This window comes from Pseudomonas extremorientalis, assembly GCF_024584605.1.
Classification (GTDB): Bacteria; Pseudomonadota; Gammaproteobacteria; order Pseudomonadales; family Pseudomonadaceae; genus Aquipseudomonas; species Aquipseudomonas extremorientalis.
In genome coordinates this window covers 1,525,651-1,544,245 of record NZ_CP089519.1, presented here as the reverse complement: position 1 = coordinate 1,544,245, position 18,595 = coordinate 1,525,651, and the positions used below count along the sequence as shown (strand labels likewise).

The 18,595-nt window shown below is 60.3% G+C and carries 20 protein-coding genes; 6 read left to right on the top strand and 14 right to left on the bottom strand.

What is annotated here, in order from left to right:
- Positions 1 to 10 precede the first annotated feature (10 nt).
- From LUU92_RS06770 to pdeM, 3 genes are read left to right on the top strand one after another with little or no spacing between them, the layout of a single operon-like run.
- Entirely contained in the window at positions 11 to 775 is a 765-nt protein-coding gene (locus LUU92_RS06770; protein ID WP_016973168.1) for an ABC transporter ATP-binding protein, read from the top strand.
- Positions 776 to 831: 56 nt separating this feature from the next.
- Entirely contained in the window at positions 832 to 3,312 is a 2,481-nt protein-coding gene (locus tag LUU92_RS06765; protein ID WP_257103334.1) for a ligase-associated DNA damage response DEXH box helicase, read from the top strand.
- Positions 3,312 to 3,962 (top strand): ligase-associated DNA damage response endonuclease PdeM, encoded by a 651-nt coding sequence (pdeM, locus tag LUU92_RS06760; protein ID WP_071488818.1) that lies wholly within the window; start codon positions 3,312 to 3,314, stop codon positions 3,960 to 3,962. The genes LUU92_RS06765 and pdeM overlap by 1 nt, the downstream gene beginning before the upstream one ends.
- 3 nt (positions 3,963 to 3,965) lie before the next feature.
- Here the strand turns inward: pdeM and LUU92_RS06755 are convergent, their stop codons facing one another.
- A complete protein-coding gene (locus LUU92_RS06755; RefSeq protein ID WP_058425267.1) occupies positions 3,966 to 4,163 on the bottom strand; it encodes a hypothetical protein in 198 nt (65 codons plus the stop codon).
- A gap of 108 nt (positions 4,164 to 4,271) precedes the next feature.
- Positions 4,272 to 4,838, bottom strand: coding sequence for a dCTP deaminase (gene dcd / locus LUU92_RS06750; RefSeq protein ID WP_071488817.1), 567 nt, complete (start codon positions 4,836 to 4,838; stop codon positions 4,272 to 4,274).
- A gap of 389 nt (positions 4,839 to 5,227) precedes the next feature.
- On the opposite strand from dcd, the gene LUU92_RS06745 reads away from it, so the two are divergent.
- On the top strand, positions 5,228 to 5,437 hold the full coding sequence (locus LUU92_RS06745; RefSeq protein ID WP_002554837.1) for a cold-shock protein: 210 nt from the start codon (positions 5,228 to 5,230) through the stop codon (positions 5,435 to 5,437).
- 186 nt (positions 5,438 to 5,623) lie between these two features.
- A protein-coding gene (locus tag LUU92_RS06740; protein ID WP_428842196.1) for an IS3 family transposase occupies positions 5,624 to 6,759 on the top strand; the annotation gives its coding sequence in 2 pieces (ribosomal slippage) (positions 5,624 to 5,870 and positions 5,870 to 6,759; 1,137 coding nt in all).
- A 136-nt stretch (positions 6,760 to 6,895) separates the two neighbouring features.
- On the opposite strand, the gene rpoS is transcribed toward LUU92_RS06740, so the two are convergent.
- From rpoS to LUU92_RS06700, 8 genes are all read right to left on the bottom strand, one after another.
- On the bottom strand, positions 6,896 to 7,900 hold the full coding sequence (rpoS, locus tag LUU92_RS06735; RefSeq protein WP_025855149.1) for an RNA polymerase sigma factor RpoS: 1,005 nt from the start codon (positions 7,898 to 7,900) through the stop codon (positions 6,896 to 6,898).
- Positions 7,901 to 8,006: 106 nt separating this feature from the next.
- Positions 8,007 to 8,843 carry a peptidoglycan DD-metalloendopeptidase family protein gene (locus LUU92_RS06730; RefSeq protein WP_071488816.1) on the bottom strand — a complete coding sequence of 279 codons (837 nt, stop codon included), beginning with the start codon at positions 8,841 to 8,843 and terminating at the stop codon, positions 8,007 to 8,009.
- A 209-nt stretch (positions 8,844 to 9,052) separates the two neighbouring features.
- Positions 9,053 to 9,688, bottom strand: coding sequence for a protein-L-isoaspartate(D-aspartate) O-methyltransferase (locus tag LUU92_RS06725; protein ID WP_170856035.1), 636 nt, complete (start codon positions 9,686 to 9,688; stop codon positions 9,053 to 9,055).
- 41 nt (positions 9,689 to 9,729) lie between these two features.
- The gene (gene surE, locus LUU92_RS06720) at positions 9,730 to 10,479 is read right to left on the bottom strand and encodes a 5'/3'-nucleotidase SurE (protein WP_257103333.1); all 750 of its coding nucleotides are present in this window, start codon (positions 10,477 to 10,479) and stop codon (positions 9,730 to 9,732) included.
- Positions 10,467 to 11,525 (bottom strand): tRNA pseudouridine(13) synthase TruD, encoded by a 1,059-nt coding sequence (truD, locus tag LUU92_RS06715; RefSeq protein WP_092241183.1) that lies wholly within the window; start codon positions 11,523 to 11,525, stop codon positions 10,467 to 10,469. Before truD ends, surE begins: the two co-directional genes overlap by 13 nt.
- Positions 11,522 to 11,995 carry a 2-C-methyl-D-erythritol 2,4-cyclodiphosphate synthase gene (ispF, locus tag LUU92_RS06710; RefSeq protein WP_012722614.1) on the bottom strand — a complete coding sequence of 158 codons (474 nt, stop codon included), beginning with the start codon at positions 11,993 to 11,995 and terminating at the stop codon, positions 11,522 to 11,524. The genes truD and ispF overlap by 4 nt, the downstream gene beginning before the upstream one ends.
- Before the next feature lie 54 nt (positions 11,996 to 12,049).
- Positions 12,050 to 12,895 carry an S-formylglutathione hydrolase gene (fghA, locus tag LUU92_RS06705; RefSeq protein ID WP_257103332.1) on the bottom strand — a complete coding sequence of 282 codons (846 nt, stop codon included), beginning with the start codon at positions 12,893 to 12,895 and terminating at the stop codon, positions 12,050 to 12,052.
- 8 nt (positions 12,896 to 12,903) lie between these two features.
- Positions 12,904 to 14,016 carry an S-(hydroxymethyl)glutathione dehydrogenase/class III alcohol dehydrogenase gene (locus LUU92_RS06700; protein WP_071488811.1) on the bottom strand — a complete coding sequence of 371 codons (1,113 nt, stop codon included), beginning with the start codon at positions 14,014 to 14,016 and terminating at the stop codon, positions 12,904 to 12,906.
- Between the two features lie 110 nt (positions 14,017 to 14,126).
- Here LUU92_RS06700 and LUU92_RS06695 point away from each other — a divergent pair, with 110 nt between their 5' ends.
- Entirely contained in the window at positions 14,127 to 15,023 is an 897-nt protein-coding gene (locus tag LUU92_RS06695) for a LysR substrate-binding domain-containing protein (RefSeq protein ID WP_071488810.1), read from the top strand.
- 112 nt (positions 15,024 to 15,135) lie between these two features.
- On the opposite strand, the gene ispD is transcribed toward LUU92_RS06695, so the two are convergent.
- The 4 genes from ispD to kdsA all read right to left on the bottom strand — a co-directional run bounded on the left by ispD (position 15,136) and on the right by kdsA (position 18,595).
- Positions 15,136 to 15,843, bottom strand: a complete 708-nt coding sequence (ispD, locus tag LUU92_RS06690) for a 2-C-methyl-D-erythritol 4-phosphate cytidylyltransferase (protein ID WP_257103331.1) — start codon at positions 15,841 to 15,843, stop codon at positions 15,136 to 15,138.
- Positions 15,840 to 16,118 (bottom strand): cell division protein FtsB, encoded by a 279-nt coding sequence (ftsB, locus tag LUU92_RS06685; protein ID WP_003172294.1) that lies wholly within the window; start codon positions 16,116 to 16,118, stop codon positions 15,840 to 15,842. The genes ispD and ftsB overlap by 4 nt, the downstream gene beginning before the upstream one ends.
- Positions 16,119 to 16,302: 184 nt before the next feature.
- The gene (gene eno, locus LUU92_RS06680; protein ID WP_257103330.1) at positions 16,303 to 17,592 is read right to left on the bottom strand and encodes a phosphopyruvate hydratase; all 1,290 of its coding nucleotides are present in this window, start codon (positions 17,590 to 17,592) and stop codon (positions 16,303 to 16,305) included.
- Positions 17,593 to 17,749: 157 nt separating this feature from the next.
- Positions 17,750 to 18,595, bottom strand: coding sequence for a 3-deoxy-8-phosphooctulonate synthase (gene kdsA / locus LUU92_RS06675; protein WP_027604465.1), 846 nt, complete (start codon positions 18,593 to 18,595; stop codon positions 17,750 to 17,752).

The window sequence follows — 18,595 nt, the reverse complement described above, 5'->3', positions numbered from 1 at the left end:
TGCACGCCCCATGTACAAATTGACCGTTGAAGGCCTGCATAAAAGCTATGGCGACAATGAGGTGCTCAAAGGTGTGTCGCTCAAGGCCAGGACCGGTGACGTGATCAGCCTGATCGGCGCCAGTGGCTCGGGCAAGAGCACTTTTTTGCGCTGCATCAACTTCCTGGAAACCCCCAACGACGGCGCGATGACCCTCGACGGCCAGCCGATCCGCATGGTCAGCGACCGCCACGGCATGCGCGTGGCCGATGACGCCGAATTGCAGCGCCTGCGTACGCGCCTGGCCATGGTGTTCCAGCACTTCAACCTGTGGAGCCACATGAGCGTGCTGGAAAACATCACCATGGCTCCGCGCCGGGTGCTGGGTTGCAGCAAGAAGGACGCCGAAGACCGTGCCCGTCGCTACCTCGACAAGGTCGGCCTGCCGGCACGCGTGGCCGATCAATACCCGGCGTTCCTGTCCGGCGGCCAGCAGCAACGCGTCGCCATCGCCCGCGCCCTGGCGATGGAGCCGGAGGTGATGCTGTTCGACGAGCCCACCTCGGCCCTCGACCCGGAGCTGGTGGGCGAAGTGTTGAAGGTGATCCAGGGCCTGGCCGAGGAAGGTCGCACCATGATCATGGTGACCCACGAGATGAGCTTTGCGCGCAAGGTGTCGAGCCAGGTGCTGTTCCTGCACAAGGGCCTGGTGGAAGAGCAAGGCGCGCCGGAGGACGTGCTGGGCAATCCGAAGAGCGAGCGTTTGCAGCAGTTCCTGAGTGGCAATTTGAAGTAAACCTTTGCGCGCTCTGGAAGGTCTGTGAAATAGACCTTCCAGAGTTCCGCCGCCCCATGGCAAAACCCATCGACTTCGCCAAACAGTGGTTTGCCGCCAAAGGCTGGAAGCCGTTCGCTTTTCAGAAAGAGGTGTGGGCGGCGGTCAAGGGCGGCCAGTCGGGGTTGCTGCATGCCAGCACCGGCGCCGGCAAGACCTACGCGCTGTGGTTTGCGGCGCTCAATCGCTTTGCCATCACTCGCCCGCCTGTTGTGGGTAAACGTAAACCACCCGCTGAACCGCTGACGGTGCTGTGGATCACGCCCATGCGTGCCCTGGCGGCCGACACCGCCCGCGCCCTCGAAGCACCGCTTGCAGCCTTGCAGATTCCCTGGAGCATCGGCCTGCGCACCGGCGACACCAGCAGCAGCGAGCGCGCTCGCCAGACCCGTCGCCAGCCGACCGCGCTGGTGACCACCCCGGAAAGCCTGACCCTGATGCTGGCCCGCGCCGACAGCCAGGTGAGCCTGGCGCACCTGCGCATGGTGATCGTGGATGAATGGCATGAATTGATCGGCAACAAGCGCGGCGTGCAGTTGCAATTGGCACTGGCGCGGCTGCGGCGCTGGCATCCGGAACTGATGGTGTGGGGCATTTCGGCGACCTTGGGTAACCAATCCCATGCCTTGGAGGTGTTAGTCCCGCAAGGCGACGGGATCAATGTACAGGGGCAAACGGCCAAAGAGTTAAAGGTCGACACCTTGCTGCCGCCGGTCGCCGAGCGCTTTCCCTGGGCCGGGCATATCGGCTTGAAGATGTTGCCCCAGGTAGTGGCCGAGGTCGAAAGCAGCAGCAGTTGCCTGGTGTTTACCAATACCCGGGCCCAGTCGGAAATCTGGTACCAGGCGTTACTGGACGCCCGGCCCGACTGGGCTGGGGTGATTGCCTTGCACCATGGCTCGCTGTCTCGGGAAACCCGCGACTGGGTGGAACGGGCGTTGAAGGATGGCCAGCTCAAGGCCGTGGTGTGCACCTCCAGCCTGGACCTGGGGGTGGACTTCCTGCCGGTGGAACGGGTGCTGCAGATCGGCTCGGCCAAAGGCGTCGCACGCCTGATGCAACGCGCCGGGCGCTCGGGGCACGCGCCGGGGCGGCCCTCGCGGGTGACGCTGGTGCCGACCCACAGCCTGGAACTGGTGGAAGCGGCGGCGGCCCAGGATGCGATTGCCCAGCGGCGTATCGAAGCGCGGGAATCGCCGCACAAACCGTTGGATGTACTCGTACAACATTTGGTGAGCATGGCGCTGGGCGGTGGCTTCACGCCAGATGCGCTGCTGGCGGAAGTGCGCGGGGCCTGGGCGTACCGTGACCTCACGGACGCAGACTGGGCATGGGCCCTGGGGTTTGTGCGCCATGGCGGCCTGTCGCTGACGGCCTATCCGGATTACCGTCGCGTGGAGCCGGACGAACAGGGCGTCTGGCGTGTCCCCGATGCCCGTCTGGCGCGCCGTCACCGCATGAGCGTGGGCACCATCGTCAGTGACGCGAGCATCCATTTGAAATACTGGAGCAAGGGCGGGGGCGGCAAGAACCTGGGCAGTGTCGAAGAAGGTTTTATTGCGCGGCTCAAGCCCGGGGATGGTTTCCTGTTCGCCGGGCGTCTGCTGGAGCTGGTGCGCGTGGAAAACATGACCGCCTACGTGCGCCGCAGCACCGCCAAAAAAGCCGCCGTGCCGCGCTGGAATGGCGGGCGCATGCCACTTTCCAACGAGCTGGCCCTGGCGGTGGTGGAGCGCTTTGATGCGGCGGCGCACGGGTATTTCAAGGGGCCGGAAATGCAAGCGGTGCAACCGTTGTTACAGACGCAGTTGCGTTGGTCGGGCCTGCCCACACGCGAGCATCTGCTGGCCGAAGCGCTGAAATCGCGGGAAGGCTGGCACCTGTTTCTTTATCCGTTCGCCGGGCGCCAGGTGCACCTGGGGCTGGCGTGTCTGTTGGCGTGGCGTGTGAGCCAGGGACAGGCGGTGACGTTTTCGATTGCCGTGAATGACTACGGGCTGGAGTTGCTGAGCGCCACGCCTGTGGATTGGCCGGTGTTGTTGAATGACGCGCTGCTGAGTCCTGAGAACCTGCTGGAAGACGTGGCCGCCAGCCTGAATGCCGGGGAGCTGGCGCTGCGCCGCTTTCGCGAGATCGCACGCATCGCCGGGCTGGTGTTCGCCGGCTACCCCGGTGCGCCGAAAAGTACGCGGCAGGTGCAGGCGTCCAGCGGTCTGTTCTTCGAGGTGTTCAAACAGTACGACCCGCAGAACCTGTTGCTGGCTCAGGCTGGGGAAGAAGTCCTGCGCGATGAGTTGGATATTCGTCGGCTGGAAGTGACGTTGCGTCATCTGTCGGCGTTGAAGCTGGACCTGCACCGGATCGAACGGCCGACTCCCCTGGCCTTTCCGCTGCTGGTCGAGCGGATGCGCGAAAGCATGAGTTCGGAAAAACTCTCGGAGCGTATTGCAAGGATGGTCAAGGACCTGGAAAAAGTCGCGGATAACGGGAAGCGCTGATGGTCTGTTCGATAACGCTCGAGGGTGAGCAATTGTGGTTGCTGGCAGACAAAGCGATCTACTGGCCTGCACGCGGGTGCCTGTTGATTGCCGATGCGCACTTTGGCAAGGCCTCGGCGTACCGCAGCCTGGGGCAGCCGGTGCCGCAAGGAACCACCACTGCCAATCTGGAGCGGCTGGACCGGCTGCTCGCGTCGCATGGGTGCGCGCAGGTGATCTTTCTTGGCGACTTCCTGCATGGTCCCGGCTCTCACGCCAGCGGCACCCTGGGCGCCTTGCGGGCCTGGCGCGAGCGCCATCCCGCGCTGGCCCTGACGCTGGTGCGCGGCAATCACGATAAACGCGCCGGTGACCCACCGCTGGACCTGAGGATTGAAGTGGTTGAGGAACCACTGCTGATGGGCCCCTTTGCCTTGCAGCATGAACCTGCCGCCCACCCCAGCCACCACGTGCTGGCGGGGCATGTACACCCGGTGTACCGCTTGCGCGGCAAGGGCCGGCAAAGCCTAAGGTTGCCCTGCTTTCAGATCGGGACGCGGGTCAGCTTGTTGCCGGCGTTCGGTGCGTTTACCGGTGGCTTTGCGGTGGAACAGGCCGATGACCACCGACTCTATGTGGTCGGTGATCAGGAGGTGTGGCCGGTGCGCTAGGTATCAGGCGACAGGTGCGGGTGGTGGCTCGTCCGGCAGGGTCGGCTCACCGGGTTCGGTGGGTTGTGGGTAGTCCGGCTCGGGTTGGCCGGGGATGCCGCCCCCGTATGCGGGGTCGGCCATCAGGGACCAGGCCAGAACGCCAATCTGGTTGGGTTCAAGCCGGGCAAGTTCTGCGCTGATTCGCGGGTCGAGCTTCATAAGGTACTCCTCAAGCGTGGCCCGGCACGTTTTACACGCGCCGAGGCAGTACACCTAGATAGAGTCACTTTCTGCAGACTAATTCCCTTAGCGTGTAAGACCTTTCGATCAAGCGCGTGGGAGAGTGACTCCGCGCTGGCCCTGGTACTTGCCGGCACGGTCTTTGTAGGACACTTCACAGGCCTCGTCGGACTGCAGGAACAGCATCTGCGCCACACCTTCGTTGGCGTAGATCTTCGCCGGCAAGGTGGTGGTGTTAGAGAACTCGAGGGTTACGTGGCCTTCCCACTCCGGCTCAAGCGGCGTCACGTTGACGATGATGCCACAACGCGCGTAGGTGCTTTTACCCAGGCAAATAGTCAGCACGTCACGCGGGATACGGAAGAACTCCACGGTGCGCGCCAGGGCGAAGGAGTTGGGCGGGATGATGCACACGTCGCTCTTGATGTCGACGAAGCTCTTTTCGTCGAAGTTCTTCGGATCGACGATCGCCGAGTTGATATTGGTGAACACCTTGAACTCATCGGCGCAGCGCACATCGTAGCCGTAGCTGGAAACACCATAGGAAATCACCGGGGCATCGCCTTGGCCACGGATCTGGCGCTCGACGAACGGTTCGATCATGCCGTGCTCTTGCGCCATGCGGCGAATCCACTTGTCCGATTTGATGCTCATGGCGGGTGTCCTGAATAGCGAGGTGGAAAAATTCTGTGGGGCATCTTACCGGGGCCGGCGTTGGGGTTCAAAGGCCACGCGGCTTTTCTTGATGAACGCGCCTGCTGCTATCAGCCGCAGCCAGCGGGGCCGGGACCCGCATTGACGTGCAGGGTGACCGGAAATACCACCGCCAGTCACGAAAATGGAGAAACCTTCGGAAATACCATTGGCACGTTCCGGAAAAAGGGTTAAGGTGGCGCCACTGTGCTGCTTGTGTCACTGAGAATCTCTACACGATATGTTGAATTTCGATCCAACCATCTCCAAGAATTTTTCCTGCTCTTTGCACTCAGTCTCGGCCAGGGCTTTTCCTGAGTCGCAGTTAACTTTGTCCAAGGAGATACACCATGTCTAATCGCCAAACTGGTACCGTTAAGTGGTTCAACGATGAAAAAGGCTTCGGCTTCATCACTCCACAATCCGGTGACGACCTGTTCGTTCACTTCAAAGCTATCCAATCCGACGGCTTCAAAAGCCTGAAAGAAGGCCAACAGGTTTCTTTCATCGCTACCCGCGGTCAGAAAGGCATGCAAGCTGAAGAAGTTCAAGTTATCTAACTTGTACTGACTCAGTCAAAAAGACCCCGCCCTTAAAAGCGGGGTTTTTTTATGCCTGGGATTTGACCCTATGCCCCCTATAAGACTCTGCATAAAACCAATGTGGGAGGGGGCTTGAACTGGCCTAATGATTTTGGACACTTCAATCGGGCGCTATGATAGCGCCCAAATCTGAGGTGTTTGGATATGCGTAAATCTTATTCGAGTGAGTTCAAGCTCAAGGCTGCCAGCATGGTGCTGGATGAAGGTCAGCCGGTTACCGAGGTCTGTGCCAGCCTGGATATTGGTCCTACTGCTCTGCGCCGTTGGGTCGATCAAGTGCAAAAAGAACGCTTGGGCTCGACTCCGGTGGGAGCCAAGGCAATTACCGCTGATCAACGAGAGATCCAGAGACTCAAAGCCCTGCTCAGGGAGAAAGACCTGGACATTGAAATCTTAAAAAAGGCCAGTGCTCTCCTGCTTTTGGACGCCAAAGATCATTCACGCTGATCGATGAGCTGGACGAGCAGTACGGCGTTAAAAGGTGTTGCCGGGCGTTCGGGGTTAACCGCAGCAGCTTCTATGCCTGGCGCCAGCGCCAGGGCAGAGCAAATCCTGAGCGGGAAAAGCTCAAAGCCGCGCTGGTCAGGCACCACAAGGCGTCGAGAGAGTCGGCGGGCGCACGTACCTTGTCCAAGGAGCTGCAAGCCAAAGGACATCGTGTCGGACGTTACATGGCTCGCAATTTGATGCGCGAGGCTGGCATCGCTAGTCGTCAGCGCAGGCGCCATAAGTACAAGTCGCCGGGCGTGGAGGCCTTGGTGGCGCCGCATGTGCTCAAGCGGAAATTTGATGTGACGGCGGTTAATCAGGTGTGGTGTGGCGACGTAACGTACATCAAGGTCGGCAAGCGTTGGATGTACTTCGCCGCCGTTCTGGATCTGTACGCTCGCAGGATCGTAGGCTGGTCGTTCTCGATGATTTCGGATGCCAACCTGACCTGCGAGGCACTACGCATGGCAGTTGAGCTACGCGGCCATCCCGAGGATGTGTTGTTTCACTCTGACCAAGGTTGCCAGTACACCAGCCATAAATTCCGAAACGCGCTTGTGAAGCATGGGTTTAGGCAAAGTATGAGCCGTAAAGGCGAGTGCTGGGACAACGCCCCGATGGAGCGTTTCTTTGGTAGTTTGAAATCCGAGTGGGTTCCTGAAACGGGCTACAAACTGGAGCATGAGGCCCGGGCAGATGTGCAGCGCTATGTCTCGCGCTACAACATCAGCAGGCCTCACAGCTACAACGACTACCGGTCGCCGGTCGCGAAGGAAAGGTTGGCGGCATGAACCTTAATCGGTGTCCAAGATTACTTGACCAGTTCAGCTTGCCCCCGATTGCGGTGTGTCAGTCAATAAAGATTTGACTGAGTCACCGCTATCGGGGGCAAGCCCCCTCCCACATTCAAGCGTTAAAGCTGGGTCGTTACTGAAACAACGACTCACTCGACAAGCCATTCTTCTCCAGGATCTCGCGCAAGCGCTTGAGCCCTTCTACCTGGATCTGCCGTACCCGCTCACGGGTCAGGCCGATCTCCAGGCCTACGTCTTCCAGGGTGCTGCTCTCATGGCCACGCAGGCCGAAGCGGCGAATCACCACCTCGCGCTGTTTGTCCGTGAGCTCCGACAACCACTGGTCAATGCTTTGGGACAGATCATCGTCCTGCAACAGCTCGCAAGGATCCGTAGGACGATCATCGGTCAGGGTGTCCAGCAGGGTTTTATCCGAATCCGGACCCAGCGAGACGTCGACCGAAGACACACGCTCGTTGAGGCCCAGCATGCGCTTCACCTCCCCTACCGGTTTTTCCAGCAGGTTGGCGATTTCTTCGGGCGAAGGTTCATGATCGAGTTTTTGAGTAAGCTCACGCGCTGCCCGCAGGTAGACGTTGAGCTCCTTGACCACATGGATCGGCAACCGGATCGTGCGGGTCTGATTCATGATCGCCCGTTCGATGGTCTGGCGAATCCACCAGGTGGCATAGGTCGAAAAGCGGAAACCCCGCTCAGGGTCGAACTTCTCCACCGCCCGGATCAGGCCCAGGTTGCCTTCCTCGATCAGGTCCAACAGGGACAGCCCGCGATTGACATAGCGTCGGGCGATTTTCACCACCAGGCGCAGGTTGCTTTCAATCATGCGCTTGCGCCCAGCCGGATCGCCCTTTTGCGACAAACGCGCAAAATGGACTTCTTCTTCGGGGGTCAGCAGAGGGGAAAAGCCGATTTCATTGAGATACAGCTGGGTCGCATCGAGCGCCCGTGTGTAGTCGATGTACTTGTGTTGCTTTAACGCGGTGGAGTTCTTGGATTTGGTGCGAACTGAAGGTACAGCAGGTCCCTCATTCGACATCGATTCCGTAGCGATACCGGTCTCCATCAGGAGAACCTCATCGTCGATGTCAAACTCCGGCGCTTCTTTACTGAGAGCCATTGTTATAGTCCTTTGGTGAGTTCGACCTCAAGCTCAAGCGGCGCCTTTATCCTTGGCAACGCTGGAGCCTGTTCCTTCTACGTGAGGGAACAGGCTGTGCAACATATCAACGACGGGGTAGGAATTGCAGTGGATCTACAGGCTTCCCTTGACGGCGAATCTCAAAGTGCAGTTTCACCCGGTCTGTACCAGTTGACCCCATTTCGGCAATTGTCTGTCCGACTTTGACCTGCTGCCCCTCCCGAACCAACAGCCTGCGGTTGTGACCGTAAGCACTGACGTAGGTATCGCTGTGTTTGATGATGACCAGCTCGCCGTAGCCCCGTAAACCACTCCCGGCGTACACCACTGTCCCATCAGACGCAGCTAAAACAGGCTGTCCCAAATCTCCGGCGATATCAATGCCTTTATTCAAACTACCGTTTGAAGAGAATTTTCCAATCAGCACTCCGTTTGAGGGCCATCCCCAACCGGTCGGTGCAGGCCCGGCAGGTGGCAGCGGCGCGGGTGCCGGCTTGCTTGCAGGAGCGGGCGCAGCGGTGCCTGCAGGCCGGGTAATGATGGTGGTTTTGCTGGAGGACGACGGCGAAGATCCGGTGTTTGTCACAACTGTCGTAGGCGCAGAACCGGTGCGGCCGTCGAAACGAATCGTCTGACCGGGATGTATCGTGTAGGGCACGGGAATATTGTTACGGGCTGCGAGCGCCTTGTAGTCCCAGCCATACCGGAAGGCAATCGAGAACAATGTGTCGCCTTTGCGCACCACGTATTGCCCGGTGGTCACCGTCGGCTTTTGCGGGACGGCATTGTTACGGTCAACCACCCGTGCGCCGCTGCTTGGCGAGCTGGAGCAGCCGACCAGCACGGAACTGAAGACGAGGCCAAGCACCAGTCGATGAAAGCTTGTTTTACTCATACGCTGCGCAAGACCTGTGAGACTCACCCGCCGCTCCCTTTGTGGTGGCTGAACATGAATGCCTGTATCAGGCTTGAAATATGACGCAAGTATAACTGGGCATTGGAGTTTTACCGGCACACGACGGAAACGAAACATTCATCGCGTTTAATTCCGACTCCCGATCATGTTGACTCGATGGACCCCGCCGTAAGACACATCCCCGCCAACAGAATTCACTGCCCGCGAACAAATGATCAGGCCAGTGGCCCATTGAGCAACGGCACAAAACGCACGGCCCCCAGCACATGTCGGGAAAAGCCTTCGTCCTCACGGATAATGAGCATCAATTGTTGCACTTCGCCGGATCCCACCGGGATCACCAGGCGTCCGCCTGGGGCAAGTTGATCGAGCAACGCTTGCGGGATATCGGTGGCCACAGCGGTCACGATGATGCCGTTGTACGGCGCCAGCGCCGGCCAGCCTTCCCAGCCGTCACCCCAGCGGAATACCACGTTGCGCAGGTTCAACTCCACCAGACGCTCCTTGGCCCGGTCTTGCAGCACCTTGATGCGCTCGACCGAGAACACCCGCTCCACCAGTTGCGCCAGCACGGCGGTCTGGTAGCCGGAGCCGGTGCCGATTTCCAGCACCTTGTCCAACGGCCCCGCCGCCAGCAGCAGCTCGCTCATGCGCGCCACCATGTACGGTTGGGAGATGGTCTGGTTATGGCCGATGGGCAACGCTGTGTCTTCGTAGGCTCGGTGAGCCAGGGCTTCATCGACAAACAGATGGCGAGGCGTACGCCGGATCACTTCCAGCACTTGGGCGTTGGACAACCCTTCTTCGTACAGGCGCTGGATCAGGCGTTCGCGGGTACGCTGGGACGTCATCCCGATGCCCCGACGCAGCAAGTCGTCTTGTTCACGGCCCATCAGTGCAGCCCCTCCAGCCAGCCATCGAGACCACTGAAGGCATCACTGAAGGTGCGATCAAATTGCAATGGGGTAATCGACACATAGCCTTGCATCACCGCATGAAAGTCCGTGCCTTCACCGCCATCTTCGGCATCACCCGCTGCGGCAATCCAATAGCCTTCCTTGCCACGCGGGTCGACCACCTTCAACGGCGCCGCCGCACGGGCACGATGGCCCAGGCGCGTCAGCTTGATACCGCGAATATGATCAAGGGGCAGGTTGGGAATATTGACGTTGAGCACCGTACGCGGTGGCAGATCCAGAGAGCCATGGGCCTCCACCAGCTTGCGCGCAAAATGCGCAGCGGTTGCCAGGTTATCCAGTTGCCGCGAGGCAAACGAAAAGGCGAACCCAGTACGACCCAGGAAGCGCCCCTCAAGGGCCGCCGCCACGGTCCCGGAATACAGCACATCATCCCCCAGGTTTGCACCCAGGTTGATGCCCGACACCACCAGGTCCGGCGCCTGCTCCAGCAGACTGTTGATTGCCAGGTGGACGCAGTCGGTAGGCGTGCCGTTCACACTGATAAAGCCATTGGCCAGGACTTGCGGGTGCAGCGGACGGTCGAGCGTCAACGAACTGCTGGCGCCACTCTTGTCCTGGTCGGGGGCAACCACCACGCACTCGGCATAATCCTGCAGCGCAGCATAAAGCGCGGCAAGACCGGGTGCGGTGGCACCGTCATCGTTTGATATCAGAATACGCATGGGTTGTCCGTCTGCCCCACCGGCACCAGATCAACAAGCTCGCGCACCAACACAGTGGCGAAGCATCCGGCCGGCAGGACGAATTCCAATTGCAGAATGTCCAGCGAGGGATAATGCCACGTCAAACCGCCAATGGGCAGTCGAAGAATGCGACGTTCCTGGCTCATGCCGGCATTCACCAGCCAATCTCGCAGGTCGGCTTCACCAGCGGCAACCGCCTGTTCCAGCTCGAAGGTTGCACCACTGGCCGGCGAGTCGCCCTCGCCCCACTGCGGCCCGGTCGGGTGCAGGTCCAGGATTGCCAGGCGCGGGTCACTGCATTCCGCTTCGCCAGCCGGAAAAAAACTGCGGCTATCGGTAAACGCCAGCAGGTCGCCGACCTGGGCCCGTTGCCACGAGCCATCGGCCACACGTGCCGCCAGCACTTTGTTGAACAAAAAGCTGCGGGCGGTGGACAACAACCGCGAACGCACATTGCGCTGTTCCGGCAAGGCTTTGCGGGCGGCCCACTCGCGAGCGTCCACGACATTGCCGCCGTTGTGGCCAAAACGCTGCGCACCGAAATAGTTGGGAATGCCGTGTTGGGCAATCTGTTGCAACCGCGCATCGATGGCTGCGGTATCACCGGCCAACTGCGTCAGACGCAAAGTGAACCCATTGGCCGAATGCGCACCGCGCTGCAGCTTGCGCTTGTGGCGAGCGGTCTTGAGAACCTTGAGCGTGTCGTTCTCTGCCGCGCTCATGTCCGGGTCGGCCTTGCCCGGCAGTTGCACGCTGAACCATTGGCGAGTCAACGCCTGGCGATCCTTGAGCCCGGCATAGCTGACGGTGCGTAACGGCACGCCAGCCGCCCTGGCGATACGCCGCGCGGCTTCCTCGGTGTTGAGGCCGCGCTTTTCCACCCACAACCACAGGTGTTCGCCTTCGCCGGTCAGCGGAATGTCCAGCACTTCGTCAACCTGGAAGTCTTCGGCCGTCGCCTTCAGTACCGCGCTGCCCAAGGCCTCGCCATAGGCCCGAGGGCCCAGCAGTTGCAGGTCATTCATGCGCGCAGCAACAAGGCAACGGAGTGCACGGCAATGCCCTCTTCACGGCCGGTGAACCCGAGCTTTTCGGTGGTGGTGGCTTTCACGTTGACTTGATCCAGTTCAATTTGCAGGTCGGCGGCAATCAGCGCGCGCATCGACTCGATATGCGGGGCCATCTTCGGCGCCTGGGCCACGATGGTGTTGTCGACGTTGCCGACTTTCCAGCCCTTGGCATGGATCAGGCCAACCACATGGCGCAGCAAGACGCGGCTGTCCGCGCCCTTGAACGTCGGGTCGGTGTCCGGAAAGTGCTTGCCGATATCACCCAACGCCGCCGCGCCGAGCAAGGCATCGCTCAAGGCATGCAACACGACGTCGCCGTCGGAATGAGCCAGCAAACCATGGTGGTGCGCAATGCGCACGCCGCCCAGGGTGATGAAATCGCCTTCGGCGAAACGGTGCACATCGTAGCCGTGGCCAATACGCATAAAAAAACGCCCCGATTTAATTCAGGGCGTGATTCTACCTACTTTTGCCTCACATTAACCGAGCAAAGCACGGCCATGGTGTCGCAAATGGTCTTCGATGAAGCTGGCGATAAAGAAGTAGCTGTGGTCATAGCCCGGTTGCAGGCGCAGTTCCAGCGGGTGGTTGGCCGCCTTGGCTGCCTGCTGCAGGGCTTCGGGCTTGAGTTGCACGGCGAGGAAGTCGTCGCGGTCGCCCTGGTCAACCAGCAGTGGCAGCTTTTCCGTAGCTTCGCTGATCAGCCCACAGGTGTCCCACTCGCGCCATTTTGAACGCTCTTCGCCCAAGTAGCGGGAGAACGCTTTCTGGCCCCACGGGCAATCCATCGGGTTGTTGATCGGCGAAAACGCCGACACCGACAGGTAGCGCCCGGGGTTGCGCAAGGCACAGACCAGCGCACCGTGGCCACCCATGGAGTGGCCGCTGATGCCACGTTTATCCGAGGCAGGGAAATGCCCTTCGATCAACGCCGGCAATTCTTGCACGACGTAGTCATACATCCGGTAGTGCTTGGCCCAGGGTTCCTGGGTGGCATTCAGATAAAAGCCGGCACCGAGACCGAAATCCCAGGCGTTATCCGGATCGTCCGGCACCCCCGGACCTCGCGGGCTGGTGTCCGGCGCCACGATGATCAACCCCAGCTCGGCAGCCATGCGCTGCGCGCCCGCCTTCTGCATGAAGTTCTCATCGGTGCAAGTGAGACCGGACAGCCAGTACAGCACGGGCAATTTGCCGCCCTGCTCCGCTTGCGGCGGCAGGTAGACAGCGAAGGTCATGTCACAACCAAGCACATCGGAATGATGCTTGTAGCGTTTATGCCAGCCGCCGAAGCTTTTCTGGCACGACAGGTTTTCCAGACTCATGGCCGACCTCAGAAGTGGATGACGGTACGAATGCTCTTGCCTTCATGCATCAGGTCAAACGCTTTGTTGATGTCTTCCAGGCCCATGGTGTGGGTGATGAAGGTGTCCAGCGGGATCTCGCCGGTCTGGGCCATTTCTACGTAGCTTGGCAGTTCGGAGCGACCACGCACGCCACCGAAGGCCGAACCGCGCCAGACGCGACCGGTCACCAACTGGAATGGACGGGTGGCGATTTCCTGGCCGGCACCGGCCACGCCGATGATCACCGACTCGCCCCAGCCTTTGTGGCAGCACTCGAGGGCGGCGCGCATCAGTTGCACGTTGCCGATACATTCGAAGGAGAAGTCCACGCCGCCATCGGTGAGGTCGACGATCACGTCCTGGATCGGGCGATCGTAATCTTTCGGGTTGATGCAGTCGGTGGCGCCCAGTTGCTTGGCGATTTCAAACTTGGCCGGGTTGATATCGATGGCGATGATGCGACCCGCCTTGGCCTTGACCGCACCGATCACTGCCGACAGGCCGATACCGCCGAGGCCGAAGATGGCCACGGTATCGCCTGGCTTGACCTTGGCGGTGTTGATTACCGCGCCGATGCCCGTGGTGACGCCGCACCCGAGCAGGCAGACTTTTTCCAGCGGCGCCTCTTTAGGAATCCTGGCCACGGAGATTTCCGGCAGCACGGTGTACTCGGAGAACGTCGAAGTGCCCATGTAGTGGAAAATCGGTTGGCCTTTGTAGGAGAAACGCGTGGTGCCGTCCGGCATCAGGCCTTTGCCCTGGGTGGAACGGATGGCCTGGCACAGGTTGGTCTTGCCCGACAGGCAGAACTTGCACTTGCCGCATTCCGGGGTGTACAGCGGGATCACATGGTCGCCGACAGCCACCGACGTCACGCCTTCGCCGATCGCTTCAACCACCGCGCCGCCTTCGTGACCGAGGATCGACGGGAAGATACCTTCCGGGTCGGCGCCCGACAGGGTATAGGCGTCGGTATGGCACACGCCGGACGCGACCACGCGCAACAGCACTTCACCCGCCTTGGGCATGGCGACATCCACTTCGACGATCTCAAGGGGCTTCTTGGCTTCGAAGGCTACGGCGGCGCGGGACTTGATCATCCAGGTTTCTCCAGGAGGTTAAAAAACTGAGTGCGTGAGTGTAAAACATGCCTGACTGATGAATAATCCAGGCAAAAGCAAAACTTTATTGCTGTACAGGGATAATCCACGTGCTTGAAAACCGCTGGGAAGGTATCGACGAATTTGTCGCGGTGGCCGAATGCGGCCAATTCACAGCGGCTGCGGAACGGCTGGGGGTGTCGTCTTCCCATATCAGCCGGCAGGTGGCGCGTCTGGAAGAACGCCTGCAAACCCGCTTGCTATATCGCAGTACGCGCAAAGTGACGTTGACCGAAGCAGGCCAGACGTTCCTGCAACACTGCCAACGCCTGCAGGACGGGCGTGAAGAAGCCCTGCGCGCCGTAGGTGACCTCACCAGCGAGCCCAAGGGCATGTTGCGCATGACCTGCGCGGTGGCGTATGGCGAGCGCTTTATCGTGCCGCTGGTCACCCGGTTCATGGGACTGTATCCGCAGTTGCGGGTGGATATCGAGCTGAGCAACCGCCAGTTGGACCTGGTGCACGAAGGCCTCGACCTGGCGATCCGCCTGGGGCGTCTGCAGGATTCGCGCATGGTCGCCAGCCGACTGGCGCCGAGGCGCATGTACCTGTGTGCGTCGCCGTCCTACCTCGCTCGGTATGGTCGGCCACATAGCTTGTCGGAATTGAGCCGGCATAACTGTCTCATCGGCAGCTCGGATATCTGGCAACTGGCCCAGGACGGCCGGGAGTTTTCCCAGCGCGTGCAGGGAAATTGGCGCTGCAACAGCGGGCAAGCGGTGCTGGATGCGGCGCTACAGGGCGTCGGGTTGTGCCAGTTGCCGGACTATTACGTGCTGGAGCATTTGCACAGTGGCGCGCTGGTGTCGCTGCTGGAGGCGCATCAACCGCCGAATACGGCAGTGTGGGCGCTGTATCCACAGCAGAGGCATTTGTCGCCGAAGGTCAGGAAGTTGGTGGATTTCTTGAAGGAGGGGCTGGCTGAAAGGCCGGAGTACAGCAGTTGACTGTTGGTGGTTTGGACGGGCCTCATCGGGGGCAAGCCCCCCTCCCACACTTGGAATGTATTTCAATGTGGGAGGGGGCTTGCCCCCGATGAGGTCGACACGGTATCGCAGATTACCTGCGGTTGACCCACCGCAGCCGTAGCCATTCCAGATCTTCCGGCCGGGTCACCTTGATGTTGTCCGAGCGCCCTTCGATCAGGCGTGGCGACTGGCCGGACCACTCCATGGCCGAAGCTTCATCGGTAATCACCGCATCCGCCACCAGGCTGTCGGCCAAGGCACGATGCAAAGCCCCCAGGCGGAACATCTGCGGCGTATAAGCCTGCCAGATCAGGCTGCGATCGACGGTCTCGACCACACGGCCACGCTTGTCGACGCGCTTGAGGGTATCGCGGGCCGGTACGGCCAACAGGCCGCCGACCGGGTCGTCCGCCAGTTCGGCGAGCAAGCTGTCCAGATCATCACGGCTCAGGTTCGGCCGTGCAGCATCGTGGACCAGCACCCAATCGTCATCACTGGCGCCCAGGGCATTGAGCTGAAGCAGCGCATTGAGCACAGACCCCGAACGCTCGTCGCCGCCGTCCGCACGCACGATGCGTGGGTCGTTGGCACAAGGCAGGTTGGGCCAGTAAGGATCATCGACAGCAAGACTGACCACCAACCCTTTAAGGTCTGGATGGCCAAGAAAACAGCCAAGGCTGTGTTCGAGAATAGTGCGTCCGCCCAGTTGCAGATATTGCTTGGGACGGTCCGCGGCCATACGGGCACCGACGCCCGCGGCAGGAATCACGGCCCAGAAGGCCGGCAAACGGCTACTCATTGGGCCAACTGGTAGAGGGTTTCACCCTCCTTGACCATGCCCAATTCATGACGAGCCCGCTCTTCAACGGTCTCCGTACCTTTTTTCAACTCAAGCACTTCGGCATCGAGGACGCGGTTGCGCTCCAGCAGGCGTTCGTTTTCGGCGTGCTGGTCGGCAATTTGCTGGGTCAGGTCTTTTACCTGCGCAAAGCTGCCATTACCCACCCATAGGCGGTACTGCAGGCCAGCCAGCAACAAGAGCAAGACGAGGAACAACCAATTGGGACTGCGCATCGAATATCGGGTATCCAGTGAAAAAAGACCGCCATGCAAAACTTTTGCAGCAACCGATAGCACGAAGCCTGGAAAAACCAGGCTTGTGCTTGATAGCCATCAGATTAGCGTCGAAATCCACACTGTCGTGAGTTTTCCGACGCAATCCGCCGACTTTTTACCATGTTTCACCATCAACTAGCGATCAGCCGCGAAACTCGCCGCGACCCTTGTACTTGGCCTTGCCAGCCAGTTGCTCTTCGATACGCAGCAATTGGTTGTACTTGGAAACACGGTCGGAACGGCACAGGGAACCGGTCTTGATCTGGCCAGCCGAGGTGCCCACGGCCAGGTCGGCAATGGTCGAATCTTCGGTTTCGCCGGAGCGGTGCGAGATCACGGCGGTGTAGCCCGCAGCCTTGGCCATCTGGATGGCCTCCAGGGTTTCGGTCAGGGTGCCGATCTGGTTGAACTTGATCAGGATCGAGTTGGCGATCTTTTTATCGATGCCTTCTTTCAGGATCTTGGTGTTGGTCACGAACAGGTCGTCGCCCACCAGTTGGATTTTCTCGCCGATCTTGTCGGTGAGGATTTTCCAGCCGTCCCAGTCGGACTCGTCCAGGCCGTCTTCGATCGAGATGATCGGGTAGCGCTGGGTCAGGCCCTTCAGGTATTCGGCGAAACCTTCGGAGTTGAACACTTGGCCTTCGCCGGACAGGTTGTACTTACCGTCCTCGTAGAACTCGCTGGCCGCGCAGTCCAGGGCCAGGGTCACGTCGGTGCCCAGCTTGTAGCCAGCGTTGGCCACGGCTTCGGAGATCACTTTCAGTGCATCTTCGTTGGACGCCAGGTTCGGTGCAAAACCGCCTTCGTCACCCACCGCAGTGCTCAGGCCACGGGCCTTCAGCACAGCCTTGAGGTGATGGAAAATCTCGGTGCCCATGCGCAGGCCTTCGGAGAAAGACTTGGCGCCGACCGGCTGTACCATGAATTCCTGGATGTCGACGTTGTTATCGGCATGCTCGCCACCGTTGATGATGTTCATCATCGGTACCGGCATCGAGTAGACGCCCGGGGTGCCGTTCAGGTTGGCAATGTGCGCGTACAGCGGCAGGTCCTGGTCCTGTGCGGCGGCCTTGGCGGCGGCCAGGGACACGGCGAGGATGGCGTTGGCGCCCAGGCTGCCTTTGTTTTCGGTGCCATCGAGCTTGATCATCGCGTGGTCCAGGGCTTTCTGGTCCAGCGGGTCCTTGCCCAGCAACAGGTCACGGATCGGGCCGTTGATGTTGGCCACGGCTTTCAGTACACCTTTGCCCAGGTAACGGCCCTTGTCGCCATCACGCAGTTCCAGCGCTTCGCGCGAACCGGTAGAAGCACCGGACGGCGCGCAGGCGCTGCCGATGATGCCGTTATCGAGAAGCACGTCGGCTTCGACGGTGGGGTTGCCACGGGAGTCGAGAACTTCACGACCTTTGATGTCGACGATTTTTGCCATTGTTGTAAACACTCCAAAGTTGACGAAAACGACGCAGCTGAAGGGAATCTTTTGACCGACCGCAAGGGTGGAACAACGGGGCAGGCTTGCAGGCGACAAGGCTCAGGCCCATAGGCCTGAGCGTAAAGCGTGGGAAAGTCTACCGGAGAAACGACGCTTACGCGGTCTCTACCGTCGGAAAACTCTTGACCAGTTCGTCCAACTGCTTGAGCTGGGCCAGGAACGGCTCCAGCTTGTCCAGGCGCAGGGCACATGGGCCGTCGCATTTGGCGTTGTCCGGGTCCGGGTGGGCTTCCAGGAACAGGCCAGCCAGGGACTGGCTGATGCCTGCCTTGGCCAGGTCCAGCACCTGGGCACGACGCCCGCCCGCGGAATCGGCGCGACCACCGGGCATTTGCAGCGCGTGGGTCACGTCGAAGAACACCGGGTATTCGAACTGTTTCATGATGCCGAAACCAAGCATGTCCACCACGAGGTTGTTGTAGCCGAAGCTCGAACCCCGCTCGCAGAGGATCAGTTGGTCGTTACCCGCTTCCACGCACTTGTTCAGGATGTGTTTCATTTCCTGGGGTGCGAGGAACTGGGCTTTCTTGATATTGATCACAGCGCCGGTCCTGGCCATCGCGACGACCAGGTCGGTCTGGCGCGACAGGAAGGCCGGCAACTGGATAATGTCGCACACCTCGGCGACCACGGCAGCCTGCTCAGGCTCGTGGACGTCGGTGATGATCGGCACGCCGAAGGCTTGCTTGATGTCCTGGAAGATCCGCATGCCTTCTTCAAGGCCCGGGCCGCGATAGGAGGTCACGGACGAACGGTTGGCCTTGTCGAAGCTGGCCTTGAATACGTAAGGGATACCGAGCTTCTCGGTGACCTTGACGTACTCTTCACAGACCTGCATCGCCATGTCACGGCTTTCCAGCACGTTCATGCCACCGAACAGCACCATGGGCTTGTCGTTGGCAATCTCGATGTCGCCTACGCGAATGATCTTCTGGGCCAT